Raw genomic sequence first — 25,625 nt, forward strand, 5'->3', positions numbered from 1 at the left:
CCACGACACACGACCCACGACTCACGACACGAAAGGACCCCGTGCGCTCTCGCATCACCCTCTTCGCCCTCACCGGTGCCCTCACCGTTTCCCTGGTCGCCTGCAGCTCGGGCCCCGTCGACCGGGCGTCCAGTGAATCCTCGGATGACGGACACGGCGCCGTCGCCGGCGCGGAGGAGGTGGCCGAGCCGCAGCTCGGGCTGACGTCGATCGATGCCGACGGCGCCGTGAGCCACCTGGACCTGCTCGACGAGAGCGTGACGGACATCGGCGAGATCTCCGCACCGAGCGCTCTGACGACCGACGGCCGCTACCTGTTCGCGCAGACCGACGACGGCATCGAGATCGTCGACAGCGGGGTGTGGACCTGGGACCACATCGATCACTTCCACTACTACCGAGCGGCTCCGGCCGTGCTCGGCTCGGTGCCCGGCGAGGGCATGGCGGCGGTCGCGACCACCAACCTCTCGACGACCGGGGGCACCGGCATCTCGTTCGCGGGTTCCGGAGAGGCCGTGCTGCTCGACACGCAGGCACTGTCGAAGGGCGAGATAAGCGAGCTGTTCCGCATCGAGCGCGAGCCGCACGCAGGCCTCGTCGTGCCGGTCGGCTCGTTCGCGCTCGTCACCGAGGCCTCCGATGGCGTGGGAACGAGTGTGCGCGGGTACACGGCCGACGGCGAGGAGACGGGCCTCGACGTGCCGTGCGTCGCTCCGTCCGGCACCATCACCACGCGCGTGGGGGCGGTCATCGGATGCCAGGACGGCGCCCTGCTCGCGCACGTCGACGGCGACGAACTGCAGGTCGAGCGCATCCCCTACCCGGCCGGCACGACCGCTCCGCCGGCCGAATCGTTCGACAACCGCGAGGGGCGCCCGACCGTCGCGGGTCTCGCCGGCTCCGAGGGGATCTGGATGCTCGACACCCGCGCGAGGTCGTGGACCCTGCTCCCCTACCCCGCACCGCTCGCACAGGTGACGGCGGTCGACGACGAAGACGGCCACCTGCTCGCACTCGCTCAGGACGGTCGAGTGCTCGTGCTGAACGGCGACGACGGATCGGTGCTCGCCGAGACGGCACCGCTCGCGGCGCAGTCTCTGTCTTCGGGCGCGGAGCCGACGCTCATCGCCGATCAGCACCGCGCCTATCTGAGTGCGCCGATCGAGCACCGCCTCTACGAGATCGACTACGCGGATGCCGCGCGCATCGCGCGCACGTTCGAGACCGCCACCGAACCGGCGTTCGTCGCCGAGACAGGACGCTGACATGCGCTCCCCACGGATCTTCGCGACCCTCACCGCCACCGCCCTCGCCGTGATCGGCCTCACCGCCTGCGCGACGGCGGACGACACCCGCCCGACCATCGTCGTCTCGACCAACATCCTCGGCGACGTCGTCGAAGAACTGGTCGGAGAGCAGGCGCAGGTCGTCACGCTCATGAAGCCCAACGCCGACCCGCACTCGTTCGAGATCTCGGCGCAGGAGGCCGCGACTCTGCGCGGCGCCGACCTGCTGGTGTCGAACGGCCTCGGCCTGGAGCAGGGGCTGCAGCAGCACCTCGACGCCGCCGACACCGTGCCTGCGTTCGTGGCCGGAGACGTGATCGAGGTCCTCGACTACAGCGAAGGCGATGCCACGGGCATGCCGGACTCGCACTTCTGGACCGACCCCGAGCGCATGATCGACGTGGTCGACGCCATCGAGCCCGTGCTCGCAGAGATCGACGGCATCGACGCGGAAGTGCTCGACGCGGCCGTCGAGGACTATCGGGGGCAGCTCCAGGCGCTGGACGCCGAGATGGCCGAAGCGTTCACGACGATTCCCGACGAGCGCCGAGCCCTGGTCACCAACCACCACGTCTTCGGCTATCTCGCGGAGCGCTTCGACTTCGACATCGTCGGAGCGGTGATCCCCGGCGGCACGACGCTCGCCGCGCCCTCGGCATCCGATCTGGCAGACCTCGTCGACGCGATCGAAGAGACCGGCGTGCCCGCGATCTTCGCCGAGTCCTCGTCTCCCGACCGCCTGGTCCAGGCGCTCGCGAGCGAGGCGAACGTGCAGGTCGAGGTCATCGAGCTGTACACGGAATCGCTCACCGGCCCCGACGAGGGCGCCCCCGACTACCTGACCATGATGCGCATCAACACCGAGCGCATCACCACCGGTCTCACCTCCTGAGACCCCACCACAGAGAAAGAGGAATGCACATGCGAACCTCCCCCCTTCGTCGCGCGCTGATCAGCGCCGCGGCACTCGGCGCCGTCGTGTCCCTGGCGTCATGCGCCGGCGGCTCGACCGCGCCGGCATCGACCTCCGACGGCAGCTCCTCCGACACGCAGGCGGGCGCTCGCGTCGCGGTCGCCTATGAGGGCGGCATCCTCGTGCTCGACGGCGAGACGCTCGAGACGGTCGCCGACTTCGAGTCCGAGCCGTTCACGCGCCTCAACGCCGCCGGCGACGGACGACACGTCATGGTCACGATGAGCGAGGGCTTCCAGGTTCTCGACACAGCGGCCGGAACGACCGACGAGCCCGAGCTCACCGATACGGTCTTCGAGGCCGACACCCCCGGTCACGTCGTGCGTCACGCCGACAAGACCGTGCTCTACGCCGACGGCACGAGCGACACGACGATCTTCGAGACCGCAGACCTCGCGAGCGCCGACGGCCTGCCCGAGGTCGAGACCATTCCGGGCGTCGAGGCGCACCACGGCGTCTCGGTCGTGCTCGAGGACGGCACGTTCCTGACCACCGTCGGCAACGCCGACGGACGCAACGGCATCGTGGCGAAGGATGCCGAGGGCGCCGAGATCGCCTCGTCCGACCAGTGCCCCGGCGTGCACGGCGAAGGCACCGCCAAGGATGAGGCCGTCGTCTTCGGGTGCGAGAACGGCGCACTGATCTTCCAGGACGGCGAGATCACCAAGGTCGACGCCCCCGACCAGCCGTACGGACGCATGGGCAACGCCTACGTCAGCGAGACCAGCCCGATCATCGTCGGCGACTACAAGAACGACGTCGACGCCGAGGGCTACCTGCTCAGCGCCGTGACCCTGATCGACACCGAGGCCAAGACGCTCGAGGTCGTCAACCTGCCTGCAGGCGTCGAATACACCTTCCGTGACATCGTCCGCGGACCGGAGGACCTCGCCTACATCCTCAGCAGCGACGGCGCGATCCACGTGCTCGACCCGGAGACCGGTGAGATCACCGACAGCTTCCCCGTCGTCGAGGCGTGGGAGGGACCGGCCGAGTGGCAAGACGCCCACCCCGCGATCGTCGTCGCCGGGAACGTCGCCTACGTCACCGAGCCCGCCTCGAACAGCGTGCACGCCGTCGACCTGACCACGGGTGAGGTGCTCGCCAGCACCGAGCTCGACGTGACGCCGAACGAGATCGCCCCCGCCGCAGGCTGAGGAGACGCGCAGTAAGAGGGGCCGGGGCGATCGCTCCGGTTCCTCTGCGCTCTTCCGCTGCGAAGATCGTGTGACGAGTCGCTACCGGCTCAGCTCTCGGCCGGTTGCCGGCTGGCCGACTCACGCACTCGGAACCACAGGGTCAACTCCATGATCGCCCGGCCGATCATGTCGTGATCCCCCATGCGCAGATCCTCGAACGAGTCGCGATATCCCGATGCCATCCCCGGCTCCGCAGCGACCAGGGACTGATATCCCATCGTCCACTCGTCGAACCGACGCTCGTGCAGCGGCTCCTCGATCAGCACACGCACGTCCCGGTGACGCGGATCCTGACCGATCGCCTCCATCAACGCTTCGACGTCGGACCGCGGTCCTTCCAGGATCTGGACGAACTCTCCCCCGCGGTAGAGCAGCATCCCGGTGATGTCCCGGGCACTGTTCCGCGCACGGCTCACCTCCAACAGCTGGGCGAGCTCCTGCTCGTCGAACGGCCGCGCGGCACTGCTGCAGTAGACGAGCGAGACGAGGGGATCCGCCGCGGTCATCCGGCATCCCCCTCGCGAGTCCCGGTGTCGCCGGAATCGGCCTCGGCGGTGACGGCAGCCATCGCCCCGTGGTGATCCGCATGGTCGCCGAGCGCGCGCGAGGCGGCGTCGAATGCACGCCAGAGGCCGTCAGCCTGACGGTCGATGTAGCCGAGGAACGATCCGTCCCGACTGCCGACGTAGAACCCGTCGGCAACGCTCGCCCACAGGGGACGAACGGCAGACGGCGATTGATCACGCATGACTTCAGCGTACATTCGCGGATGCCGGTGGGCTCGGATCATCCTCGAGGATGATGCCGATACCTCGCCGGCTCGATGCTCGGTGACGACTGCGTCGAGGTGGAGAGCTACTCGGCCCCCTCCGGGTGCTCGACGACGCCCCGGCCCCTACAAGGCGAAGACGGTCTTCGCGTGCGGAGACTGGAGCGTGATGGCGTCCGGCGACGGCTGGTTCGGCTGGACCCCGAACTCCGAGGAGGAGCGGAACGCCGCTGCAGCCGAGTGATCGATGACCGTCACCTGACCTGGGGCGCAGGCCGCGGCGAGGTCACGACGACGGGTCAGGGGCGGGCCCGGCAGCCGCGCGCGTCTCCAACTCCTTGAGCCGCTTGAGCTGCGCCCACGGCCAGAAGGCGATCCACGCGATCGAGACGATCGACGCCCTCATGATCATCGATGCGATATCCATGGTGCCCACGCTATCCACTCGCGCCCTGAAGCGAGATCGCCGCTCTGACAGGATGAACGACATGATCACCGTTCATCTGCGCTACGAGATCGACCCGGACAAGCTCGACGACTTCACCGAGTACGGCCGCGCGTGGATCCGACTGGTGGCGAAGCACGGCGGAACCCACCACGGCTACTTCATGCCGAGCGAAGGCGACAGCGACGAGGCGTTCGCGCTGTTCACGTTCCCCTCGCTTGGCGAGTACGAGGTCTACCGCACGGCGTCGAAGACCGACCCCGAGTGCGTGGAGGCGTTCGAATTCGCACGCAGAACCCAGTGCATCCGCCGTTACGAGCGGCGCTTCCTCAGCCCCGTCTTCTCGGCAGACGCCGACTGAGAAGCGAGATCCTCTCGGGTCGTCACAGGCGATCTGCTCCGGACGCGACTTTCTCAGCCCCTCCCAGGCGGACATCGCCGAGAAGGCGAGCACTCGTCTGCGCGAGTGCGCGCCGCGACAGCAGGCGGGTGCCGAGTGCGAGCAGGTGGTTCCTGACGCCCGAGACGACGCTGGGCTTGCCGTTCGCGCGGTCCAGCTCGCGGAAGGCCGTGTCGATCACCTGTCCAGCGGTCTGCTGACGACCGACGGATGCCGCCTCGGTGCCGACCACATCGAAGAACTCGGTCTTGGTCGACCCCGGGCTGACAGCGAGCACGCGCAGACCGGTGCCGCGGGCCTCGGCCCAGAGCGCTTCAGTGAAGCTCAGCACGAACGCCTTGGTCGCGCCGTAGACGGCCATGCCGGGAGTCGGTTGATACGCCGCGGTGCTCGCGACCGTGACGAGTGCGCCCTGCCCTTGCAGCAGCTGCGGCAGGAAGGCACGAGACAGCTCGACCAGTGTGAGCACATTCAGCTGGATCTCTCCGGTCATGCGCGCAGGGTCGGCGTGATCGAACGCGACGTGCGAGCCGAAGCCGGCGTTGTTCACCAGCGAGGTGATGCGGATGCCCCGCTCGGCGATCTCGCGGTGCAGGGCCGCGGCGGCTCCGGGGACGCCGAGGTCAGCCGGCACGACATCCACCTCGACCCCTGCGGCCGTGCGCAGTTCGGTGGCGAGCTGCTCGAGGCGATCGACGCGTCGGGCGACGAGCACCAGGTTCGATCCGCGTGCGGCGAAGCGTCGAGCGAACTCGACACCGAGCCCCGAGCTCGCTCCGGTGATGAGTGCGGTGCCTCCGCGCAGGTCCAGCGCCATGATTCTGCCTTTCGTATGTTGTCAGTGACATCATTGTGCGCGCATCCCGGGGTGTTGTCAATGTCTACATCGAATCGCTACGATGGTCGGGTGCCCGAACAGCGCTATCACCACGGCGATCTCCGCCGCACGCTCCTCGAAGCCGCCAGGTCGAGCATCGAAGCCGACGGGGTCGAGGCGCTGTCGCTGCGCCAGCTCGCTCGAGATGCCGGCGTGAGCCATGCAGCACCCGGCCGGCATTTCCGCGACAAGCAGGCGCTGCTCGATGCGCTCGCCGAAGACGGTTTCCACCGCCTGACCGCCGCGCTCAGCGAAGTGATCGAGGGCGAGGTGTCGACCGCCGACGAGGTGCGGCGCCGCTTCGACGCGCTCGCCGGCGGATACGTGGCCTTCGCGCTCGCGCAGCCCACGCTGCTGACCCTCATGTTCGGCCTCAAGCACGCACCGGATGCTCGGGCAGAACTCATCGTGGCGGGACATTCGTCGATGGAGCTCACGATGCGGGTCGTCGATGCGGCGCAGCAGATCGGGGCGATCGGCCCCGGCGACCCGCAGCGGATCGCGCTCACCGCTTTCGCCGCGTTCCACGGGGTGGCGACCCTCGCCTCGGGCGGGCGGCTCGACGGGGTTCCGGCAGAAGAACTCGTCGAGGTCGCGAGTGAGATCTTCTGGCGCGGACTGCAGCCGACGAAGTCCTGACCTCTCGCCGACGGCGAATAGCTCACCGTCATCTGCTCGCCGTCATCCGCCTTCCGCACACGTGTCCCCCGAACGGCCGATACCGCTGATCCTCGACATCCACGAGGATGGTCTTTTCTGTGGACTGCGAGCGCCAGGTCGGGCGTGATGAGGGGCTATCGATGACGACACCCGGTCAGCCGGTGGACGGGCTGTCAGATTTCGCGGAGCTCATGGCGCACGAGCAGGAGTTCGGCGGCGATGGGATCGATCCCGCGGTGCGCAGAAGGCGCAGGCGACGAGGACTCATCATCACCGCCGTCTGCATCGTCCTGCTGCTGGCCGTGACCGGAGGCTACATCGGGTGGGCTCTCACGGCGCCGGTGAATCCACCGGCGGTGACAACTCGCACACCGGAGGTCCCGGTGGGCACCGCCGTCGCCCTCGCCGCACCTCCGGTCGCGGCATCCGCGATCAGCATCGCCGGCGCCGACGCCTATCTGGGTGAGACGGCGAGCGCGACCTGGTCGGTGACAGGCACGGGCGAGCCGTTCCCGATCGCCAGCATCACCAAGCTGATCACCGCCCTCGTCATCCTCGACGCGTCGCCGCTCGCCTCCGCAGATGACCCAGGACCGACCATCACGTTCGGCAAGGCCGACCACGATCTCTACGACGTGTACTACGTGCAGGGCGCGACCATCGCTCCGATGCCCACCGGCACCTCGATGTCGCTGCACGATGCCCTGGCCGCCATGCTCATCCCTTCGGCGAGCAACTACGCCGAGGCGCTGTCACGGCAGATCTTCGGATCACAGGGGGCATTCCTCGGCGCGACGCGTGCCTGGCTCGCGTCCCACGGGCTCACCGGAACGACGATCACGGAGCCCACGGGCATCAGCCCGAGCAACACGAGCACGCCCGCCGACCTGCTGGCCATCGCGAAGCTCGCCGCCGCGAATCCGGCGATCGCTCAGATCGTCGCGACACCGTCGATCTCGATCCCCGGGGCCGGCCAGCTGTACAACACCAACGGCCTGCTCGGCACCGCCGGGATCACGGGGCTGAAGACCGGAAATCTGGGAGAGGGCACGCACAGCCTCCTGTACACGGCGACATTCGACGTGGGCGCGGGAGCTCCGCTCTCGGTCACCGGCGTCGTCCTCGGAGGAGCATCTCGCGAGTCGGTGAACCTCACGGTCGTCGGCGCACTCGAGAGCATCCGCTCCGGCTTCCACCAGGTGCCCGTCGCGACCGCCGGCCAGGAGGTCGGATCGATCTCGACGCCCTGGGGATCCACCGCCACGCTGGTCATCGCCGAGACCGCGTCGATCCTCACGTGGTCGGACACACCGATCGAGCTGACGATGGACATCGAGACCCCGCCCACGTACCGCGACGGCACGGTCGTGGGAAGCGTCACCTGGACGGCCGGCCCGAACACCGTCACCGCTCCCGTGAAGATCATGGGGAGCATCGACCCACCCACCGAGTGGTGGCGACTGACCCACCCGTCCGAGCTCGGTTCGTTGATGGATGCCTGGGGCTGATGCTGCATCCCTCGCCATCTGGGAATCCCGTGCGAATCGACGGGCACTGCTCGACCGCGCCCTTAGCGTCGAAGCATGGATATCGACACCAGACGACCCCGGGCTCGCAGTGCACGCATCCTCTCACCGCTGTTCGGGGCAGCGGTCACCGCTGCTCTTCTGGCGGGATGTGCCGCCCCCGCGTCACCCACCCCGACGGTCACGCAGACGGTGACGGCATCCGCCGATCCCTCGCCGAGCCCCTCGCCCAGCGCATCCTCCACCCCGACCGCGGGCGTCAGCCCATCGGGCATCGGAGACGTCGAACTCGGCACGCCCTACGACGACGCCGTGGCGGCGGCGGGTGCGACTCCGGTCGAGGCCTGCCCCTGGCTCGCGACCGGGGAGGCCGACGGGTACATGCTGACCATCCAGCGCCCCGAGGTCTCGGATCAGGACCCCGCGGTGGTCGACCTCGTGCAGGTGTCCGCCTCACCCGTCGACCTCGAAGGCAAGCCGGCCGTCGGCCCGCTGACCGCTGAGGGAATCGGTCTCGGCTCCCGTCTCGACCAGGCGCTGGCCGTCTACCCCGACGCGGTCGAAGTCGAGAGCGTCGGCGATCGCCGGTACCTCGCGATCGAGACCGGAGCAGGCACCGGTTCGGTCTTCCTGACCTACACGGCGGGCACCGACATCATCTGGGGAGTGACGGCGACGACCCTCGACGAGCCGCCGTACGAATCCTGCGCGTGAGCGCAGGAGCTGAATCCTGCAGCGGAGGAACAGGTCCGCACGCGCCCCGGAACGCCTAGAGGCGAACCGCCCGGCCTGAGGAAACGCCCCCACGAACATCAGTAGCGGAGCCGTTGTGGCTTTCAGCGCCCGCGGTTAGCCGTGTACCGACGATAAGACCACTTACCGCAGCTGTCCGGCTCGGCCGATCATTCGCGGTGAAGCACAGCGAGGCGAGCGAGACTGCACCAGGGCTGCGCTTGTGCTTAGATTGCATACAGGTAGCACACAATTAATGCGTGCTTCGCCTGATGGGAATGAGAGGTCATGGTCGACATCCTCACGGAGAATCCTCACGATGTGATCGTCGTGGGAGGCGGCAACGCCGGTTTCACCGCGGCGCACGCTGCGGCCACACGCGGGCGCAGAGTCCTTCTTCTCGAGCGTGGGCCAGTCGGGATGCACGGCGGCAACAGCTATTACACGGCGGGTGCCACCCGCATCGCGCACGGCGGACTCGACGATCTGCGTGACACCCTGGAACCGGACGATCGTCATGAGCGCACCATCGTCCCGCCGTACTCCTCCGAAGAGTACGCCGCAGACCTCGCCAAGGTCACCAGCGGCCGCAACGACCCGGATCTCACCGCGGTACTCGTAGAGGAGAGCGGTCCAGCACTTCGCTGGCTGAAGGGTCTCGGCCTGCGATACCGGCTGATGTACGAGCGCCAAGCATACGAGCGCGCGGATGGATCGTTCCTGTTCTGGGGAGGCCTGCACGTCGGGAACGTCGACGGCGGAGAGGGGCTCATCGCAGACCACACCCGCATCGCTGCTGAGCTCGGAACAGATGTCCGCTACGACATCGACGTCCGCGATCTGCTCGTCTCGGAAGACGGACGGGTGATCGGCGTCTGCGCCGTCGATGCGGCCGGCGCGCGCGTCGAGTTCCGGTCGGAGAGTGTGATCCTCGCTGCCGGCGGGTTCGAGGCGAGTGCAGAGCTGCGGCGAGCGCACCTCGGCGAAGGCTGGCAGCACGCCGTCGTGCGCGGCACGCCGTACAACACCGGCCGAATGCTCGAAGCAGCCATCGCGATCGGAGCCGACCGCGGCGGTGATTGGTCGACGGCGCACAGCGTGCAGTGGGATGCCGAAGCGCCGAACAACGCGAGCAACCGAGAATTCACCAACCGTCTCACGCGTCAGAGCTACCCGTTGGGGATCATCGTCAACGCCGAGGGCCGACGATTTCTCGATGAGGGGGCGGACTTCCGCAACTACACGTATGCGAAGTACGGTGGCGTCATCCTGCAGCAGCCAGGCTCAGTGGCGTACCAGATCTTCGACGCCGGACTGCGCCCCATGCTGCGCACGGAGGAGTACGACATGCCGGGTGTCGGCGTCCACGAGGCCGCCACGATCGGCGATCTCGCACGTTCCATCGGGGTGCCCACTGGCGCTCTGACGGAGACGATCGAGGCGTTCAATCAGAGCATCGACACGAACAGGATGCTCGACCCGACCATCAAGGACGGCCGCAGAGCGAACGTCACGCCGCCGAAGAGCAACTGGGCATCAGCCCTCGCGACTCCCCCGTTCTTCGCCTACCCGGTGACGTGCGGGATCACCTTCACCTTCGGCGGTCTTCGCGGCGACTCTGATGGTCGAGTCCTCCGCGCAGACGGGACGGCCATCCCCGGTCTGCTCGTCTGCGGAGAGATGCTCGGCGGGCTCTTCAGCGGGAACTACCCGGGCGGCTCCGGCCTCGCTGCCGGAATCGTGTTCGGACGACGTGCCGGAAGCATCGCCTGACGGCGGTGACCGCCCGGCTAAAATGCGTGCGCACGGCTTTCAGTCTCCGACCAGGACGATCGAGGAAGCGCGCAGGAGAGTGAGTCAGATATGAGTTCGTCGGTCCCGACGGCTGCAGACGGCATGAGCGAGCTGCTCGCCGGTTACCGCCCCACGACCGCATCACGCGGCGGAGCGGTCGGCGACACCGTCTACGCGATCCGGGAGGCGATCCTCGACGGCGTGCTCGCGCCCGACGTCTGGCTGCGTGAGGTCGTGTTGTCCGAGGCTCTCGGCGTCAGTCGCACCCCGGTCCGCGAAGCACTCAACCGACTCGAGGAAGAGGGGCTCGTCGCGCGCACGCCCGGCGTCGGGGCGCAGGTCACGAGACTCTCGTTCGAAGACATGTCAGCGGTGTACCAGGTGCGTGGCAGCCTCGAGTCGTTGGCTGCCGAGTACGCGACCCGACAGGGAAAGCCCGAGCACTTCGAACAGTTCCAGAGGCTGCAGGAGCGCATGTCCGCAGCGACAGCTGCCACGGACCTCGACGACTTCTACCGGGCGAACGTCGACTTCCACCACCTGCTCTCGGTCGCGGCCGACAACGCATATCTGTCGCGCCTGCTGGCGACCGTCGAAGTCGCCATCCGCCGGTTCGGCACTCGGTCGCTGAGCCCTGAGCGCATGCGCGACGTTCTCGACGAGCACGCCGCCATCATCGACGCGATGATCGCCGGCGACCCCGAGAGAGCGGGGGCCGCCGCCGCATCGCACGCCTCTAGCGCACGGACCTCGTCTCTCAGTCGACTGCTCGGCCGTCCGATCTGAGCAACGGTCGGCTCCCTCAAGCGACTCGACCGCGCCTGCCTGAACCGCGGGTGTCATCGCGCACGCGATCGGCTCACTACTCTCCGGGAGGCTCGCGGACTGCGGCCTCCCAGATCCCGGATGCCGTCAGCGCCACGACTTGCACGACCATCACCGACGCAACCCCGAACACCGATGCGACGGCGCCCGCGAGCAGCGGAGTCGCGAGTTGCGCGACACGGTTTCCGAGCAGCCGCATCGCCAATCCGCTCGAGCGCTGGCGTGCCGGCAGCGCGACCGCCACGGCGGTCATCGTCAGCGGCTGTCCCATCCCGAGTAGGAACCCGCCGATCGCGAGCGCGCTGAAGATCACCACCGGCGCGGGGAGGGCTGCGATCACCACCAGGCATATGGCCGCGCCGAGCACGCTCGTGACAAGCAGCGCACGCTGCCCGAATCGCCTTCCGAGCGGGCCGAGCAGCAGCCTCGACAGCATCGACGAGATGCCTCGCACCGCGAGCATCCAACCGATCACGACAGGAGAGATGCCTGCCTGTGCGCCGAGAACCGGAAGATAGGCGGTGAGGATATCGACCGAGGTGAGCACCGCCGCGCTGACGACGATCGCGCGCGTCACTCCCGGCGTGCGAAGGATCGAACCGAAGCCGGCCGCGCCGTCGCCCTCCGGCGAGCCGTATCGTCGCACCGCGACGCTTGCGAAGACCGCTGCCACCGGCACCGCCAGAACCGCGCACAGCCAGAATGTGAGAGAGATGCCCTCTCGAGTCGGGTTCACCGGTCCTACGGTGAACCCGGCGAGCAGCGGTCCTGCCGCCTGCCCGAGTGCCATGCCGGCGGTCATCCACCCGAAACCGGTGTTGTATGCGGCCGCGGGCGCGGAGCGCGATATCCACGCCTGAGCGCCGAGCAGGACGCCGAGGTTCGAGACGCCGACCAGCGCGCACGCGATGATGAGCCCTGCAAGAGTCGTGGCCATCGCTCCGACGATGCATGCGGCGATCAGGAGCATGGCCGAGAGGAGGGGCACGATCGCGATCCTCGAGAGTCGCCCTGCCAGTGCTCCCACCGGAAGCGCGATGAGCATCGGCAGAACGGCGAAAGACGCTGCGATGATCCCGATGGTCGCCGGATCCGCGCCGAGCTCGAGGCCTGCGTAGCTGGCTGCGGGTCGCACCGCGAAGAGCACGATCTGGGTCAGCGACGCGCCGAGCAGCGGACGCCACAGCCACCCTCCGCGGTCAGGCGCGGCCACGCGTGTACGTGCCGCCGTCACAGCACCATCAGTACTCGCGCGGGTAGACGCGGCCGTCCATGAGTCGGCGCGCTGTGCGCACCACGCCGAGCGATCGAATGGCACCGTCGGGATCGACCTCTGCCTGCACCTCGGTGATTCCGAGCGGATGCCGGATGCGCAGTCCACTTCTGGCACCGCCGGCAGCGTCGGCGACGACGGTGCCGGGGATCGATGCGGCTGCGGCAAGGCAGAGTGCGCCGGTCATGGGCAGGCCGCGATGCACGCGCCCCATCGAGAACGCGATGATCTCGATGTCTGCGTCCGCATCGGTGGACGGACCCACGAGCATGAGCCTCGGCACAGCCGGAGAGTTCCGTGTCGCGTCGTCCGCGTCGGTGGCGCGACCGACGGCCACCGTGACCGAGGCGCGCAGGTGTTCGGCATCCGCGAGGAAAACCGCATCCGAGTTCAGCTCGGCGACGGAGCGTTCCGCCATTTCGCCCACGGCATCCGAGCATGCGAAGACGTTCGGATGCGCAGCGTCCACGACCGACACGGTCACCCCGCCGTTCGAGGTCTCGATCGTGTTCGTCGGCGCCCCGAGAGGAAGCAGCGAGCCGAGCACTCCACCTGCCGGGTCGAGGTATCGCGTCACGACGGGCGAACCCGTGCCGGGCACTCCCGCGATCGCCAGGTCTCCGGCCGTCGCCGCCCGGCCGTCCGGCGTCTCGACGTCGGCGAGTATCTCCACGCCGGTGTTGCCGTTGATGAGGCGCACCCGAGTCAGCGACTCGGTGACGGCGACCAGTCCCTCGTCGATCGCGAACGGGCCGACTGCCGTCGTGAGGTTTCCGCAATTGCCGGACCAGTCGACCTGCGCGGTATCGATCCCGACCTGGGCGAACCAGTAGGTGATGGCGTCTCCCGGCCCCGACTCCACGATCACCGCCTTGCTGGTGCTCGACACGGTGCCGCCCATACCGTCGATCTGAAGGGGGTCGGGGCTCCCCATGATGCCGAGCAGCACGCGGTCGCGCTCAGCCCCGGCGGGCGGGAGGTCGGATGCGTGCAGGAACACGCCCTTGCTCGTGCCACCTCGCATGTACACGGCGGGAATCGATCTCGCGTTCACTGGATGCCTCTCGAGTCGGGCCGTCGCTCACGCGATCCGGACCACGTGGCCTTCGTGTCCGGGGACGGCGGCGAACCGTTCCTCGATGAGCGGGTCGTGGCCGGCGATGACGAGCCCGGAGGTCGCCGCCTCCCGCATCGTGTCGAAGGCGCGATACATGTCGACGACGTCCGCATGCACGGCGAACGGCTTGTCCTGTTCGATGTTCTCGAAGAAGTGGGAGGAGTCCGAGGCAAGCACAACCACGCCCTTGTCCGTCCGCACGTAGGTCGCCTGCATCCCCGGAGTGTGACCGCCGACCCTCTGCACCCACACGCCATCGACGACCTCGTGAAGCCCGTCGACCAGCTGTACGCGTCCCTCGCCGTGCAACCTGACGACGCGCTCGATGTCTGCGGTCTCGGTGTGACGGGCGAACTCCCCCCGTGATGCGTACGGTCCGGTCCAGAACTCCAGTTCGTCCTTCTGCAGCACGAACGTCGCCTCGGGGAACGCATCGAGATCGCCGCAGTGGTCGTAGTGCAGGTGCGAGAGGATCACGATCGGCACAGTGGCCGGATCGACGCCGATCCGTGACACTGCCTGATGCGGATCCTCCCAGTGGTCGCGCTGCCTGGTGCGATTCGTGTCGGCGGTGAAGCCTGCGTCGAGCAGGATGTCCTGTCCGGGCGATCGAATCACCCACACGTAGTAGTCGAGTCTCATGACCTCGTCATGCGGATCTCCGTCCGGGCCGAGGAAGAAATGTCCGCGGACACCCGTGAGGTTCTGTCCGTACTTCACCGCGTAGATCTCGTGCACGCTCGGCTGCGACATCAGACCTCTCCTTCGATCACCTTCACCACCGCCGTGTGGTACGCCTTACCGTATCCAGCGTCGATGGTCCGGCCGAGCAGATCGTGCGCCAGGGTCGCCGAAGGCAAGGTGACCCCCAGGTGCTCTGCGAGGTCGAGCGCGTAGCCGATGTCCTTGCGCATGTACTCCGCCGGGAAGATGCCTTCGCCGTGCACATCGGGCAGGAGCGCCTTGCGGCCGTGGTTCTCGAGGGTGAAGCTCGCCGCCGAGCCCTGGCCGAGCGCGGTCCATGCGAGCTCCGGGTCGACGAGGCCTGTCCGGCGGATCAGGGTGAGGGCCTCGGAGAGCGCGACGACGGTCTCGAAGACGACGAGGTTGTTCACGAGCTTGATGAGGGCGCCCGCGCCATTCGGCCCACAGAGGATGACATCGGATGCCATCGTCTGCAGCAGGGGCTCCACCCGAGCGAAGGCGGCCGGGTCGCCGCCGGCCGTGATGCTCAGAGTGCCGTCGATCGCCGCCTGGCGCGTACGGGCGACGGGTGCGTCGATGAAGTGGGCGCCTCGCTCGATCGCCGCTGCGCCCACCCGCTCGGCGACCTCGACGGGGATGGTCGAGAGATCGACGATGACCGCGCCGGCTCGTGCGTGCGCGAGAACCCCGTCTTCCCCCAGAACGACCGCCTCGACCTGAGGGCCTCCGGGGAGCGAGAGGAAGATCACGTCGCTGCGGGCCGCGACCTCGGCGACGGATGCCGCGCGCTCCGCGCCCACCTCTACCAGGCGATCCACCGCGTCGGCGGACATGTCGAACACCGACACCGGCAGCCCCGAGCGGCGGGTCACGTTCGACGCCTGCCCTGAGCCCATGACCCCGAGCCCGATGAAGCCGATCCGCTCGATCGCGACGGTCGTGCTCATGATGCGACCCCCGCGGTCTCTCGTTCGGCGACAGGAGCCTGCGCGGCGGCACCGCCGGTGCGCGATTCTGCGGCCGCGTTCGTCCCGGCGATGCGACCGAACACGGCTCCGCGCACGAGGCCGGCACCCGCGCCGTAGTTGTGGAAGAAGAAGCCACCGGTGATCTCGCCGGTCGCGTAGAGACCGGTCATCGGCTGACCCTCCTGGGTGATGACCCGGGCGTCGCCGTCGATCTTGATTCCGCCGTAGGTGAAGGTGATCCCGCACATCACGGGGTAGCAGACGAACGGTCCTTCGGTGATCGTGCGCGCCCAGTTGGATTTCGCGGGCTGCCCCAGCGGCTCCGCTGAGACTCCGTCGAGCGTGAACGGGTCGGCGCGGTCCTCTGCGTCGGGGGCGACGGCGGCATTGTATTCGGCGACCGTCTGCAGCATCCCGCGCTTGTTGACTCCCAGCTTGTCTGCGAGCTCTCCGAGAGTGTCTGCGACGACAGGCGTGCCTGTGGAGTAGCGAGGCTCGAGGAGGTGCGCGGTCTTCTGATCGAAGATCTGATACGCGATGCCGCCCGGCTGCGCGCGCACAGCCCATCCCGTCTTGGCGTAGGTGAGGAAGACGTTGTCCTCGCCCTCGTCGATGAACCGTTGTCCGTCGCGGTTGAGCAGCAACGCGTAGGGATAGGAGTAGCGGCTCATCTTGTCGGTGAGGCGCAGATCGCCGATGGGGGGAGCTGCGGCGTCGATCGGCACCGCGTGTGCTCCTCCCCAATGCCCGACCGGCTGAGCGCCGGCCGCGATCGACTTGGTGTGCATCTGCCCCATGTTGAAGCGCGTGCCGCGAACCTTGACGAGGTCCCACCCCGGCCCGAGGTAGCGCAGGCGCATCTCGGGGTTGGACTCGAATCCGCCGCAACCGAGGATCACGGTGCCGAAGACGTCGACGAACTCGGCGCCGCGGCGCACGCGGATGCCGTGCACGGTCGAGCCGGTCGCGATGAGGTCGTGCGCCGGGGAGTCGTACCAGACCTCGATGTCGGTCGCCTCGACAGCCGCATACAGATCGTCGATGAGCCCGACGCCTTCATGCAGTGTCCGCAGCGCCCCTCCTGGAGCCAGCGTGATGGTGGTGCCGTCATCGACCTTCGACGGATCGACGAGCTTGTTCGCCGTGAGCTCCCACTTGACGCCCTTCGAGTGCATCCACTGGACGGTCTCGAAGGAGCGCTCGATGGTGATGCGTACGAGGTCGGGATCCTGGCGTCCCTCGGACGTACGGTTCCAGTCCGCGGCGTAGTCGTCGGTGGAGTACGGCGCCACGGCGACGCGGGGGTACCACTGCTCGTTCGAGGGGTCGAGGATGGGCTTCAGCGAGTCGAGGCCGTCGTGCGTCACGCGGAAGATCGCCCCGGTGAAGCGGCTGTTGCCGCCGCGGAGTTCTCGGCTCGCGGCCTCGAGCACCAGGACGCGCGCGCCGGCGTCATGGGCGGCAAGCGCAGCGGTGAGTGCCGCGTTGCCTCCTCCGGCGACGATCACGTCGTATCGGTGTCCGTCGGTCTGTGTGGTGGGGTGGTGCTCGGTCATCGGTGATGCTCCTTTGGATGAGTGACGTGTGGGGCAGCTCGTGCTGCGGATCAGGTGCGGATCACGAAGGGATCGCGGTCCTCGGTGGAGGTGTCGATCATCACGTTCTTCACGAACGTGTAGTCGTCGAGGGCTTCTTCGCCCCGTTCGCGGCCGTAGCCGCTCTGCTTCGTGCCCCCGAACGGCGCCTGCGCGGCGGACGTGCGATAGGTGTTCACCCAGACCACACCCGCCTCGAGCGCCTCCGTCATCCGGAACGCGCGAGACACATCGCTCGTCCAGACGCCGGCGGCGAGCCCGTACTCGGTGTCGTTCGCGATGCGGATCGCGTCGGCTTCGTCGTCGAACGGGATGATCGACAGCACAGGCCCGAAGACCTCGTCCTGCGCGAGAGCGCTCGCGGGGTCTACATCGGCGAAGACCGTCGGCTCGATGTAGAAGCCGTCGTCGAGGGCTGGGCCGTTCGCCCGCCCGCCTCCTGCCGCGAGCGACGCGCCAGACGACTTCGCCGCGTCGATGAGTGCGAGGATCCGGTCGAACTGCGGCCGGTTCGCGACCGGTCCCATCTCGGTGGCAGGGTCTCGCGGGTCGCCGAGTCGCACACGACCGGCGCGCTCTGCGACCGCATCCCGCACCTCCGAGTAGACCGACCGCTGCACCAGCAGTCGCGATCCCGCCACGCACGTCTGTCCTGCGGCGCCGAAGATCCCGGCGACGGCACCTTGCACGGCCCGACGAAGATCAGCGTCCTCGAAGATCACATTCGGCGACTTTCCACCGAGCTCCAGGCTCACGGGGATCAGGCGCTCGGCCGCATTCGCGGCGATGCGTCGACCCACCGCTCCTCCCCCCGTGAGGCTGATCATGTCGATCCCGGGATGGCGCGTGAGCAGATCACCTGTCTCACCGGCACCCGTGATGACGTTGATGACTCCGGGCGGGAATCCGACCTCGATCGCCAGTCGCGCGAGCTCTGTGGTCGTGATGGATGCGTGTTCGCTCGGCTTCACCACCACCGTGTTGCCCGTCGCGAGTGCGGGCGGCAGCTTGTTCGCAAGGAGAGCGAGCGGGCTGTTCCACGCGGTGATGAGCGCGCACACACCCCGGGGTCGACGCACCGTGTAATCGAAGACGGCGGGATTGTCGAGGGGGATCGTGCGCCCGTAGAGCTTGTCGGCGTATCCCGCGAAGAAACGGAGGTTCCTCGCGACGAAGCTCATCTGAGGGCGGGTCTCGCGGATCACCTTGCCGTTGTCGGTGGTCTCCCACTCGGCGAGACGATCGGCATGCTCCTCGACGGCATCCGCGAGCCGGTTCAGAAGTCGAGCTCGCTCCACACCGGGTGTCGCCCGCCATGCGGGGAACGCCGCACGAGCTGCGGACACGGCGGCGTCGACGTCCGCCGCCGTGGCCACGGGCACCGTGCCCCATACCTGTCCGTTGAAGGGGTTGACGGCGTCCGTCGTCGCGGCGTCGGAGGCGGGCACCTGCCTGCCGTCTATCACCATCTGCGCCTGGATCATCTCTTGCCTGGTCTTTCTGATCGTTCGTGGAAGTCTGTGTCGCGGGGTCGACGGATCAGCCCTCAGGTCTCGCCTCGGGCCTGTCGTCGCGCACGCGGCTATCCGCCGCGAGCCGCCCGGCGCCCCATCGCTCGGTACTCCGGCAGGTCGAGGGCCGCGACTTCGATCTCGTCACCGCCGAGCGCACCCCCGCGAAGGAGCGAACGCCGCTCGCTGGCGCCGTCGGTCTCCGCGATCTCGCCGAGTTCGATGTGATATGCCCTGTTGCTGTGGGAGATCGCCAGTGCGGCGTTCTGCTCGGCGACCAGCACACTCAGGCCATCGGCGTTGAGCTGCGCGACGACCTGGAAGATCTCACGGACCAGAAGCGGCGCGAGTCCCAGTGACGGCTCGTCGAGGATGAGCAGTCGTGGCGATCCCATGAGAGCTCGCCCGACCGCGACCATCTGCTGCTGGCCGCCCGAGAGGCTGCCCGCATCCTGTCTCGCCTTCTCCTGGAGGATCGGGAACAGGGTGTACACGAGATCGAGGTTCTCGGCACCACGTCGTCGGCGCTCAGCGCGCGGCAGCGGAACGGTGCCCAGCGTCAGATTCTCTTCGACCGTCATGCTGCCGCAGAGCTCGCGTCCCTCCGGGACGAGCAGCAGTCCTCGGCGCGCGCGCTCATCTGTCGTGAGAGTGGTGATGTCTTCGCCGTCGAAGGTGACTGTTCCGGCACGCACCGGCAGGAGGCCCGCCAGGGTGCGTGCGATCGTGGACTTTCCCGCCCCGTTGAGTCCGATCATGGCGACGATCTCGCCTGTTCCGACGTTCAGGTCGGCGTCGAGCAGGACATCCGGTCCCTTGCCGTATCCGGCTCTGAGGGCTGTGGCTTCAAGCAACGTCCTCCTCCTTTCCGAGATACGAGTCGATGACCCGTTGGTCCTTGGCGACCTCCACTGCTGTGCCGTCGGCGATCTTGTGACCGAACTCGAGGACGACGACGTGGTCGGCGATCGAGAGCACGAAGGGCATGTTGTGCTCGACGAGCAGGATCGTGGTCCCCCGCTCGCGGAGTGCCGCGAGAAGCCCGCGGAGCGCCAGCGCCTCTTCGGGGTGGAGGCCCGCGGCCGGCTCGTCGAGCAGCAGCGTCTGCGCTCCGGTCATCAGGGCCTTCGCGATCTCGATGAGTCGCTGCTGGCCGTACGGGAGTTCGTGCACCCGCTTGTCGGCGAGATGATCGAGGCCGAGCGCCACCAGCGTCGCTCGGGCTTCCTCCTCCAGACGTTCGTCGCTCCTGCGCACCGAGGGGAACGCGAGGATCGAGTTCCAGAACGACTGCGCCGAGCGCCAGTGCCCCGCGACCATGATCGTCTCCAGCACCGTCAGCTCCCGGAATGACCGGACGAGCTGGAAGGTGCGTGCGATGCCGGCGTCGAGGATCTTCGCGGGTGCGAGGCCCGTGATGTCCCGCCCGTCGAGCGTGACCGTCCCTTCGCTCGGGCGGTGGAGACCGGCGATGCAGTTGAACATCGTCGTCTTTCCCGCCCCGTTCGGACCGATGAGCGCCGTGAGCTTTCCGCTCGCGACCTCGAAGCTCACATCCGACAGCGCGGTGTTGCCTCCGAAGCGCTTCGTGACGCCGTCGACGATGAGGCTCATGCTGCGACCTCCTCGGTCGGGTCGGTGCGTCGTCGCCGAGTGATCCTGGCGATGAGCGAGCGGATGCCGCCGACGATGCCGCCGGGCAGGAACAGCAGAAGCGCGAGCACGACCAGACCGAAGACGAGGTTCTCGGCCTTCTCGAGGAACACCAGCCATTCCGGGAAGAAGACGATCACCGCTGCTCCGACGATCGCGCCGACGCGGCTCGACATCCCGCCGATGATGACGATGAGGAGGACCTCGATCGAGGTGTCGAAGCCGAAGGAGTCGGGGGTGACGACCTGCGTGTGATGGGCGTAGAGGACGCCGGCGGTCGCGGCCAGTCCCCCTCCGATCATGAAGACGAGTGTCTTGTATCGCGCGACGGGGATGCCGAGCGCTGCCGCGCCCGCCGGATCATCGCGCAGGGCGAGGAACGAACGCCCTGCGCTCCGCTGCGTGAGGTTGCGCACCAGCCAGTACGACAGCACGAGCACGCCGAGCACGATGTAGGGGAAGCGCAGCTGCACCCATTCGCCGAGGTACTGCGCACCGGGGATGCGAATGCCGTCGTGACCGCCGGTGATGGGGGCGAGCTGCACGAGCAGCGTCTCGACGATGAGCCCGAGTGCCAGTGTGCCGAGGGCGAGGAAGTGTCCGTGTATTCGGAGCAGCGGGACGCTGATGAGATACGCGAGCGCCATGCCGAGTGCGATCGCACCCACCCAGGCGATCGGTGCCGGGATGCCGAGCTTCGTCTGCAGGATGACTGACGTGTAGGCCCCGACGGCGTAGAACGCCGCCTGTCCGAGTGAGATCTGTCCGGTGTAGCCGAGGACGAGTGTGAGGCTCAGCGCGAGGATGCTCCAGATCGCCACGTCCTGCAGAAGACGCATCGTGTACGCGCTTCCGATGAAGGTCGGCAGCAGGATGACGACCGCGCTGACGGCGATCTCGACCCAGAAGCTCGTGCGCTTCACTCCGTGGCGGCGCGTGCGCGGATTCTCCACCTGGGTGCGGATGGCAGTGGTGCTCATGCGTGGGCTCCGCTCTGTCGGACTCGAGCCGGCATCAGTACCAGGGCGAGGAAGAGGATCGCGTACGCGATGACCGGCGCGTAGGCGCTGCTGATGTAGTACGACGACAGCATCTCGATCAGACCGATCGCGACGCCGGCGACCATGCCTCGATACACGCTCGACATCCCGCCGATGACTGCTGCGGCGAAGCCTTTCACGGCGATCGAGAGACCCATCTCGGGTCCTGCGCCGATCAACGGGGCGACGAGCATTCCGCCGATGACGGTGACCACCACGCTGAGGATGAAGGCGATAGTGATGAGCCGGGACACCCTCACTCCGCTGACGGCGGCGGCAGTGCGGTTCAATCCGACCGCTCGCAGGGAGACCCCGGTGAGCGTCTTCGTGAAGAAGAACCACACCCCGCCGACGAGCGCCCACGACACGACCACGATGAGCAGCGACTGGCTCTGGATCGAGATGCCTCCGAGAGTGATCGGGGCGCCCGGGAACACGGCGTCGACGCCGTACTTCGTGTTGCCGATGAAGAGCTCGACTGCCGCGGTGAGAACGATGCCGAAGGCGATCGTGGCGACCACCATGTTCGTGGTGGGAGCGCCCCTCTTGACCATCGGTCGATGAAGGCCATATCGGAAGAGGAGGGCGAGGAGGAGAGCGACCACGATGACCCCGAGGATCACCAGCGGGTACCCGAGCCCTACCTGCATGAGAAGCAGGTAGGTCGTCATGGCACCCACCATGAGCAGCTGTCCCTGGGCGAAGTTGACCAGGCCGGTGGCGTGGTAGATCACCAGGAACCCGAGCGCGATCAGTCCGTAGATCGAGCCGAGCGCGATCCCGCTCACTGCGAGCTGGAGGAATGTAGACATCGTGGTCGCCCTCTGTCGGTGCGGTCGGCGTCAGGGACGCGTCGAAGGGACGTCGTTGCGGTACATCGCGAACTCGCCGTCCTCGATCGTCCAGAACGTCTGGAAGTCATCGCTCGGCGCGCGATGGTCGCCGAAACCGAAGCTCAGGCTCGAGCCGTCTCGTCCCGACACCGCGTCGTCGAGCGTCACCTCGCCGAGAGCGTCCGCGAGAGCCTGACCGCCTTCATAGTCACTGCCCTTGAGCCCCTCGGCCAGCATCATCATGCTGTCATAGGCGAGTGCGGAGAACGTGTGGGCAGGGTCGTCATCGGCGCCGTACTCCTCGGTGTAGGCGTCGATGAAATCCTTCGTCGAGGCCTTGTCGAGGTCGATGACGCTCGGGAAGATGAGTCCGTCACCCGCGTCGCCGGCGATCGAGAGGAATGCCGCCTGGTTGAGGGCTCGTCCACCGATCACGTCGACATCCCACCCGATCTGGTTGACGGTCTTCATGAACACCGCGGCGTCCTGGCCGTAGCTGAAGAGGTAGATCGACTCGCATCCCGCGTCGCGGAGGCTCAGCACCTGGGGTGTGAGGTCGGTGGCGTTGACCTCGTGCGAGACGGTCTGAGTGACGTCGAGGCCGTTGTCGGCGAAGACCGCCTCGATCGACGCGATTCCGCTCTGACCGTATTCCGTGGTGTCGGCGACGGCGCAGATCGACGCGTAGTCCGCGTCGAGGAAGAACTGCACCGTCGCGCCCACGTTGTAGGTGTTGTTCTCGGTGACCTGGAACGTGAGGTCGTACCCGGGGCTCTCCGGATCGATCAGACCGTCGGCCTGGGCGATCGTCACGAGTTGGACGACGCCCGCCTCGGTGATGACCGGGTTGTTCGCGAGAACGGGACCCGAGTTCGGGCCGCCGAGAACCGCGATGACGTCATCCTCGGTGATCATCCGCTGCGCCGCAGCGGCGGACTTGGTCGGGTCGGCCTCGTCGTCGACCGACACCAGCTCGATCGTGCGGTCGAGTTCACCGCTGTCGTTCAGGTGCTTGACGGCGAGCTCGAAGCCGTGCTGCGCAGGGACGCCGAGCGATGCCGAGCCGCCCGTGAGCGGGCCGATATAACCCACCTTGATCGTGTCACCGGAGGCGGAACCTCCACCACCGGAGCCGCCCTCGGCGTTGCTGCTGGCGGGTGCGCAGCCGGTCAGCGCGAGCCCTGCCGCCAGGGCGACGGTCATGGCGGTGACTGCGGGACGTGAGTTCGACGAGCTTTTCACGGGGCCTCCTTGCTCCGATTAAAGATTGTATGCAGTCGGTATACCGACCCGAGATCAGAGTAGCGAGGGTCTCACCTGCTGTCAACGAATGGGTTCGCCCCCAGGCGGTCACGGCGCTCGTCGAAAGTCGCTGCGCGCTCAACCGACAAGTGCCGGCGTCGAGAATTCACCCCACCCCGATTCGTCGAAGCCGACGAGCGGCGGCCCCTCAGGCATGCGGATGCCGCTGATGGCAGCCGACCTCAGCACGCGAGCGGCCGAGCGCTCGGTGACCCGGGTCTTCCCGGCGCTCGGGAGAATCGCCACACGGCTCAGGAGCTGGTGGGAGCGCTCAAATCGAGAAGCTGCCCGGGCCATTGACATGTCGAAACATTGGGCGAATACTAGGTGTTGCGTTGTAGAGCTCATCTGTTCCGCATAACGCCTCTAGTCAATGGTGACGCGTTTGGTCGACGCGCGAGAAGAGGAGACTCATGTCCGTGGTCGAACTCGAAGTCCCACACGCAACCCAGGCTCCCGCCGGCGATTCGCAGACGCACCCCGCGGGCGAGATCGCATTCGGCGGCATCGCCCTCCCCTCCACACTGCCCATTCTCTTCGGCAGCGAGATGGGGAACGCCGAGCTCATCGCCGACAACCTCAAAGACGCGTTCGAGGAGCAGGGCGTGTCCGTCGAGTGCATCGAGCTGAACGACCAGCAGGTCTCGGCGCTCGACGACCTCGGGGTCGCACTGTTCATCACCTCGACGAGCGGTGAAGGAGACCTGCCCTACACCGCCGACCGGTTCTGGCAAGCGCTCAGCGCAGAGGACGCACCGCGGCTCTCGAACCTGAAGTTCGCTGTGCTTGCGCTCGGAGACAGCGGATACACATACTTCTGCGGCGCCGGCGTCAAACTCGACGAGCGCCTCGCAGAGCTCGGCGCGACGAGGATCGCCGAGCGGGTCGACTGCGACGTGAACTACGAGGTCCCCGCGAACGCCTGGATCACCGCCCGCATCGAGCAGCTCACCGCATCGGATGCGGCACCGTCCCTCGATTCCGCAGATGACGCGACGGCGCAACCGCAGCAGCCGATCGTCTCCCAGAAACTGCACTCGACGACCCCCTGGACTCGTGATCACCCCTTCAATGCACGACTGCTGTCGTCAACATTGCTCAGTGCGGCATCGAGCGCGAAAGAGATCAGGCACTTCGAGATCGACATCTCGGGAAGCCAGATCGCGTACCAGCCGGGCGACTCCATCGCCGTTGTGCCCGTCAACAGCGCCACGGCGGTCGAGCGCTTCCTGGCGGCGTCCGGCATCAGCGGGTCCGCCGTGCATGATGGCCAGACCATCGAGCACCTCGCCACGCATCAGTGGGAACTGCGCTTCCCCTCGGGCGCACTCCTGTCCCTCGTCTCAGCCCAGGCGCCGGCCAGTTCGCTCGCACGGCTGCTCGCAGCAGGCGAGCAGTCAGCGGGCGAAGAGTGGATGCGCACGAGGGGCGTGTGCGAGACGCTGCGGGAACTCGAGCGCCCTCTCTCCGCGGACGAACTGGCCGCCGTCATGAGCCCGATCCGCTATCGCGCGTACTCGATCGCGTCGAGCCCGAGGACGCACCCGGACACGGTGCATCTCACCGTCGCGACGCAGCGCAACTCCATCGGAGCCGCGCTGCCATCCGGGGTCGGCAGCGGCTTCCTGGCCGATCTCGTCGCGCCGGGTGAGACCGTGATGGTCTTCCCGCTGCCGAACCGGTCCTTCCATCTGCCTGACGACGCCTCGGCTCCGATCATCATGGTCGGCCCCGGCGTGGGACTCGCACCGTTCCGCTCGTATCTCCTGGATCGGGCAGAAGGACGTGCACACGGTCGGGCATGGCTCTTCTTCGGTGACCAGCACGAATCGAGCGACTTCATCTATCGCGAGCAGCTCGAGGCGATGGTCGAGAACGGTGTGCTCACAAGAATCGAGACCGCCTTCTCCCGCGATCAGGCTCAGAAGGTCTACGTGCAGGATCGGATGCGCGAGGATGCCGCCGAGATCGTCCGCTGGCTGCAGGACGGCGCCTACTTCTACGTGTGCGGCGATGGGAAGAGGATGGCCGCGGATGTCGACGCTGCGCTGCAGGACATCGCTGCCTCGGTCCTCGGAGACGGCCCAGGTGCCGCGCTCATCGACCAGCTGCACCGCGAGAAGCGCTACCGGCGCGACGTGT

Annotated in this window: 25 protein-coding genes; 10 read left to right on the forward strand and 15 right to left on the reverse strand. The window is 67.5% G+C overall.

What is annotated here, in order from left to right; all coding sequences use genetic code 11:
- Window positions 1-41: 41 nt before the first annotated feature.
- The 3 genes from ASF80_RS16830 to aztD are packed head-to-tail and all read left to right on the forward strand — an operon-like array spanning window position 42 to window position 3,416.
- Complete coding sequence (locus tag ASF80_RS16830; RefSeq protein WP_056313203.1) at window positions 42-1,265, forward strand: hypothetical protein; 1,224 nt, start codon at window positions 42-44, stop codon at window positions 1,263-1,265.
- A 1-nt stretch (window position 1,266) separates the two neighbouring features.
- Entirely contained in the window at window positions 1,267-2,178 is a 912-nt protein-coding gene (aztC, locus tag ASF80_RS16835; RefSeq protein ID WP_056313205.1) for a zinc ABC transporter substrate-binding protein AztC, read from the forward strand.
- A gap of 29 nt (window positions 2,179-2,207) precedes the next feature.
- The gene (gene aztD, locus ASF80_RS16840) at window positions 2,208-3,416 is read left to right on the forward strand and encodes a zinc metallochaperone AztD (RefSeq protein ID WP_056313207.1); all 1,209 of its coding nucleotides are present in this window, start codon (window positions 2,208-2,210) and stop codon (window positions 3,414-3,416) included.
- An 89-nt stretch (window positions 3,417-3,505) separates the two neighbouring features.
- On the opposite strand, the gene ASF80_RS16845 is transcribed toward aztD, so the two are convergent.
- From ASF80_RS16845 to ASF80_RS16855, 3 genes are all read right to left on the reverse strand, one after another.
- Window positions 3,506-3,964, reverse strand: a complete 459-nt coding sequence (locus ASF80_RS16845) for a BLUF domain-containing protein (protein ID WP_056313208.1) — start codon at window positions 3,962-3,964, stop codon at window positions 3,506-3,508.
- Entirely contained in the window at window positions 3,961-4,206 is a 246-nt protein-coding gene (locus ASF80_RS16850) for a hypothetical protein (protein ID WP_157521108.1), read from the reverse strand. The genes ASF80_RS16845 and ASF80_RS16850 overlap by 4 nt, the downstream gene beginning before the upstream one ends.
- A gap of 307 nt (window positions 4,207-4,513) precedes the next feature.
- Entirely contained in the window at window positions 4,514-4,654 is a 141-nt protein-coding gene (locus ASF80_RS16855; RefSeq protein WP_157521109.1) for a hypothetical protein, read from the reverse strand.
- Between the two features lie 61 nt (window positions 4,655-4,715).
- Between ASF80_RS16855 and ASF80_RS16860 the strand changes: the two genes are divergently transcribed.
- Window positions 4,716-5,033 (forward strand): NIPSNAP family protein, encoded by a 318-nt coding sequence (locus ASF80_RS16860; RefSeq protein WP_056313213.1) that lies wholly within the window; start codon window positions 4,716-4,718, stop codon window positions 5,031-5,033.
- Between the two features lie 22 nt (window positions 5,034-5,055).
- On the opposite strand, the gene ASF80_RS16865 is transcribed toward ASF80_RS16860, so the two are convergent.
- Window positions 5,056-5,889 (reverse strand): SDR family NAD(P)-dependent oxidoreductase, encoded by an 834-nt coding sequence (locus ASF80_RS16865; protein ID WP_056313215.1) that lies wholly within the window; start codon window positions 5,887-5,889, stop codon window positions 5,056-5,058.
- A 90-nt stretch (window positions 5,890-5,979) separates the two neighbouring features.
- Between ASF80_RS16865 and ASF80_RS16870 the strand changes: the two genes are divergently transcribed.
- The 5 genes from ASF80_RS16870 to ASF80_RS16890 all read left to right on the forward strand — a co-directional run bounded on the left by ASF80_RS16870 (window position 5,980) and on the right by ASF80_RS16890 (window position 11,447).
- The gene (locus ASF80_RS16870) at window positions 5,980-6,588 is read left to right on the forward strand and encodes a TetR/AcrR family transcriptional regulator (RefSeq protein WP_235560033.1); all 609 of its coding nucleotides are present in this window, start codon (window positions 5,980-5,982) and stop codon (window positions 6,586-6,588) included.
- A 161-nt stretch (window positions 6,589-6,749) separates the two neighbouring features.
- Window positions 6,750-8,117, forward strand: coding sequence for a D-alanyl-D-alanine carboxypeptidase family protein (locus ASF80_RS16875; RefSeq protein ID WP_056313220.1), 1,368 nt, complete (start codon window positions 6,750-6,752; stop codon window positions 8,115-8,117).
- Window positions 8,118-8,192: 75 nt separating this feature from the next.
- Window positions 8,193-8,849, forward strand: a complete 657-nt coding sequence (locus ASF80_RS16880; RefSeq protein ID WP_056313222.1) for a hypothetical protein — start codon at window positions 8,193-8,195, stop codon at window positions 8,847-8,849.
- A 306-nt stretch (window positions 8,850-9,155) separates the two neighbouring features.
- The gene (tcuA, locus tag ASF80_RS16885) at window positions 9,156-10,640 is read left to right on the forward strand and encodes an FAD-dependent tricarballylate dehydrogenase TcuA (RefSeq protein ID WP_056313224.1); all 1,485 of its coding nucleotides are present in this window, start codon (window positions 9,156-9,158) and stop codon (window positions 10,638-10,640) included.
- A gap of 90 nt (window positions 10,641-10,730) precedes the next feature.
- Complete coding sequence (locus ASF80_RS16890; RefSeq protein ID WP_056313226.1) at window positions 10,731-11,447, forward strand: GntR family transcriptional regulator; 717 nt, start codon at window positions 10,731-10,733, stop codon at window positions 11,445-11,447.
- A gap of 76 nt (window positions 11,448-11,523) precedes the next feature.
- Here the strand turns inward: ASF80_RS16890 and ASF80_RS16895 are convergent, their stop codons facing one another.
- The 11 genes from ASF80_RS16895 to ASF80_RS16945 all read right to left on the reverse strand — a co-directional run bounded on the left by ASF80_RS16895 (window position 11,524) and on the right by ASF80_RS16945 (window position 23,384).
- Complete coding sequence (locus tag ASF80_RS16895) at window positions 11,524-12,699, reverse strand: MFS transporter (RefSeq protein WP_056313228.1); 1,176 nt, start codon at window positions 12,697-12,699, stop codon at window positions 11,524-11,526.
- Between the two features lie 28 nt (window positions 12,700-12,727).
- Window positions 12,728-13,813 carry a PrpF domain-containing protein gene (locus ASF80_RS16900; RefSeq protein ID WP_200934823.1) on the reverse strand — a complete coding sequence of 362 codons (1,086 nt, stop codon included), beginning with the start codon at window positions 13,811-13,813 and terminating at the stop codon, window positions 12,728-12,730.
- 27 nt (window positions 13,814-13,840) lie between these two features.
- On the reverse strand, window positions 13,841-14,629 hold the full coding sequence (locus ASF80_RS16905; RefSeq protein ID WP_056313231.1) for an N-acyl homoserine lactonase family protein: 789 nt from the start codon (window positions 14,627-14,629) through the stop codon (window positions 13,841-13,843).
- A complete protein-coding gene (locus tag ASF80_RS16910) occupies window positions 14,629-15,528 on the reverse strand; it encodes an NAD(P)-dependent oxidoreductase (RefSeq protein ID WP_056313233.1) in 900 nt (299 codons plus the stop codon). The genes ASF80_RS16905 and ASF80_RS16910 overlap by 1 nt, the downstream gene beginning before the upstream one ends.
- Window positions 15,525-17,105 carry an FAD-dependent tricarballylate dehydrogenase TcuA gene (tcuA, locus tag ASF80_RS16915; RefSeq protein ID WP_056313235.1) on the reverse strand — a complete coding sequence of 527 codons (1,581 nt, stop codon included), beginning with the start codon at window positions 17,103-17,105 and terminating at the stop codon, window positions 15,525-15,527. Before tcuA (ASF80_RS16915) ends, ASF80_RS16910 begins: the two co-directional genes overlap by 4 nt.
- A 50-nt stretch (window positions 17,106-17,155) precedes the next feature.
- Window positions 17,156-18,628, reverse strand: a complete 1,473-nt coding sequence (locus ASF80_RS16920) for an aldehyde dehydrogenase (RefSeq protein ID WP_056313237.1) — start codon at window positions 18,626-18,628, stop codon at window positions 17,156-17,158.
- A 98-nt stretch (window positions 18,629-18,726) separates the two neighbouring features.
- Window positions 18,727-19,509 (reverse strand): ABC transporter ATP-binding protein, encoded by a 783-nt coding sequence (locus ASF80_RS16925; RefSeq protein ID WP_082488433.1) that lies wholly within the window; start codon window positions 19,507-19,509, stop codon window positions 18,727-18,729.
- Window positions 19,502-20,269, reverse strand: a complete 768-nt coding sequence (locus tag ASF80_RS16930; protein ID WP_056313239.1) for an ABC transporter ATP-binding protein — start codon at window positions 20,267-20,269, stop codon at window positions 19,502-19,504. Before ASF80_RS16930 ends, ASF80_RS16925 begins: the two co-directional genes overlap by 8 nt.
- A complete protein-coding gene (locus ASF80_RS16935; RefSeq protein WP_056313241.1) occupies window positions 20,266-21,288 on the reverse strand; it encodes a branched-chain amino acid ABC transporter permease in 1,023 nt (340 codons plus the stop codon). The genes ASF80_RS16930 and ASF80_RS16935 overlap by 4 nt, the downstream gene beginning before the upstream one ends.
- Window positions 21,285-22,160, reverse strand: a complete 876-nt coding sequence (locus ASF80_RS16940; protein WP_082488435.1) for a branched-chain amino acid ABC transporter permease — start codon at window positions 22,158-22,160, stop codon at window positions 21,285-21,287. Before ASF80_RS16940 ends, ASF80_RS16935 begins: the two co-directional genes overlap by 4 nt.
- 30 nt (window positions 22,161-22,190) lie before the next feature.
- Window positions 22,191-23,384, reverse strand: coding sequence for an ABC transporter substrate-binding protein (locus ASF80_RS16945; RefSeq protein ID WP_056313245.1), 1,194 nt, complete (start codon window positions 23,382-23,384; stop codon window positions 22,191-22,193).
- A 512-nt stretch (window positions 23,385-23,896) separates the two neighbouring features.
- On the opposite strand from ASF80_RS16945, the gene ASF80_RS16950 reads away from it, so the two are divergent.
- Window positions 23,897-25,625 (forward strand): sulfite reductase flavoprotein subunit alpha (locus ASF80_RS16950; protein ID WP_082488436.1); only part of this gene is annotated, 1,729 nt, incomplete at its 3' end.

This window comes from Microbacterium sp. Leaf159, from assembly GCF_001423615.1.
GTDB lineage: Bacteria > Actinomycetota > Actinomycetes > Actinomycetales > Microbacteriaceae > Microbacterium.

Bases quoted from the DNA above. Each gene is read 5' to 3' on its own strand.
- aztC (WP_056313205.1), top strand. From the start codon at position 1,267: ATGCGCTCCCCACGGATCTTCGCGACCCTCACCGCCACCGCCCTCGCC.
- aztD (WP_056313207.1), top strand. From the start codon at position 2,208: ATGCGAACCTCCCCCCTTCGTCGCGCGCTGATCAGCGCCGCGGCACTC.
- ASF80_RS16845 (WP_056313208.1), bottom strand. From the start codon at position 3,964: ATGACCGCGGCGGATCCCCTCGTCTCGCTCGTCTACTGCAGCAGTGCC.
- ASF80_RS16850 (WP_157521108.1), bottom strand. From the start codon at position 4,206: ATGCGTGATCAATCGCCGTCTGCCGTTCGTCCCCTGTGGGCGAGCGTT.
- ASF80_RS16855 (WP_157521109.1), bottom strand. From the start codon at position 4,654: ATGGATATCGCATCGATGATCATGAGGGCGTCGATCGTCTCGATCGCG.
- ASF80_RS16860 (WP_056313213.1), top strand. From the start codon at position 4,716: ATGATCACCGTTCATCTGCGCTACGAGATCGACCCGGACAAGCTCGAC.
- ASF80_RS16865 (WP_056313215.1), bottom strand. From the start codon at position 5,889: ATGGCGCTGGACCTGCGCGGAGGCACCGCACTCATCACCGGAGCGAGC.
- ASF80_RS16875 (WP_056313220.1), top strand. From the start codon at position 6,750: ATGACGACACCCGGTCAGCCGGTGGACGGGCTGTCAGATTTCGCGGAG.
- ASF80_RS16880 (WP_056313222.1), top strand. From the start codon at position 8,193: ATGGATATCGACACCAGACGACCCCGGGCTCGCAGTGCACGCATCCTC.
- tcuA (WP_056313224.1), top strand. From the start codon at position 9,156: ATGGTCGACATCCTCACGGAGAATCCTCACGATGTGATCGTCGTGGGA.
- ASF80_RS16890 (WP_056313226.1), top strand. From the start codon at position 10,731: ATGAGTTCGTCGGTCCCGACGGCTGCAGACGGCATGAGCGAGCTGCTC.
- ASF80_RS16905 (WP_056313231.1), bottom strand. From the start codon at position 14,629: ATGTCGCAGCCGAGCGTGCACGAGATCTACGCGGTGAAGTACGGACAG.
- ASF80_RS16910 (WP_056313233.1), bottom strand. From the start codon at position 15,528: ATGAGCACGACCGTCGCGATCGAGCGGATCGGCTTCATCGGGCTCGGG.
- tcuA (WP_056313235.1), bottom strand. From the start codon at position 17,105: ATGACCGAGCACCACCCCACCACACAGACCGACGGACACCGATACGAC.
- ASF80_RS16920 (WP_056313237.1), bottom strand. From the start codon at position 18,628: ATGATCCAGGCGCAGATGGTGATAGACGGCAGGCAGGTGCCCGCCTCC.
- ASF80_RS16930 (WP_056313239.1), bottom strand. From the start codon at position 20,269: ATGAGCCTCATCGTCGACGGCGTCACGAAGCGCTTCGGAGGCAACACC.
- ASF80_RS16935 (WP_056313241.1), bottom strand. From the start codon at position 21,288: ATGAGCACCACTGCCATCCGCACCCAGGTGGAGAATCCGCGCACGCGC.
- ASF80_RS16940 (WP_082488435.1), bottom strand. From the start codon at position 22,160: ATGTCTACATTCCTCCAGCTCGCAGTGAGCGGGATCGCGCTCGGCTCG.
- ASF80_RS16945 (WP_056313245.1), bottom strand. From the start codon at position 23,384: ATGACCGTCGCCCTGGCGGCAGGGCTCGCGCTGACCGGCTGCGCACCC.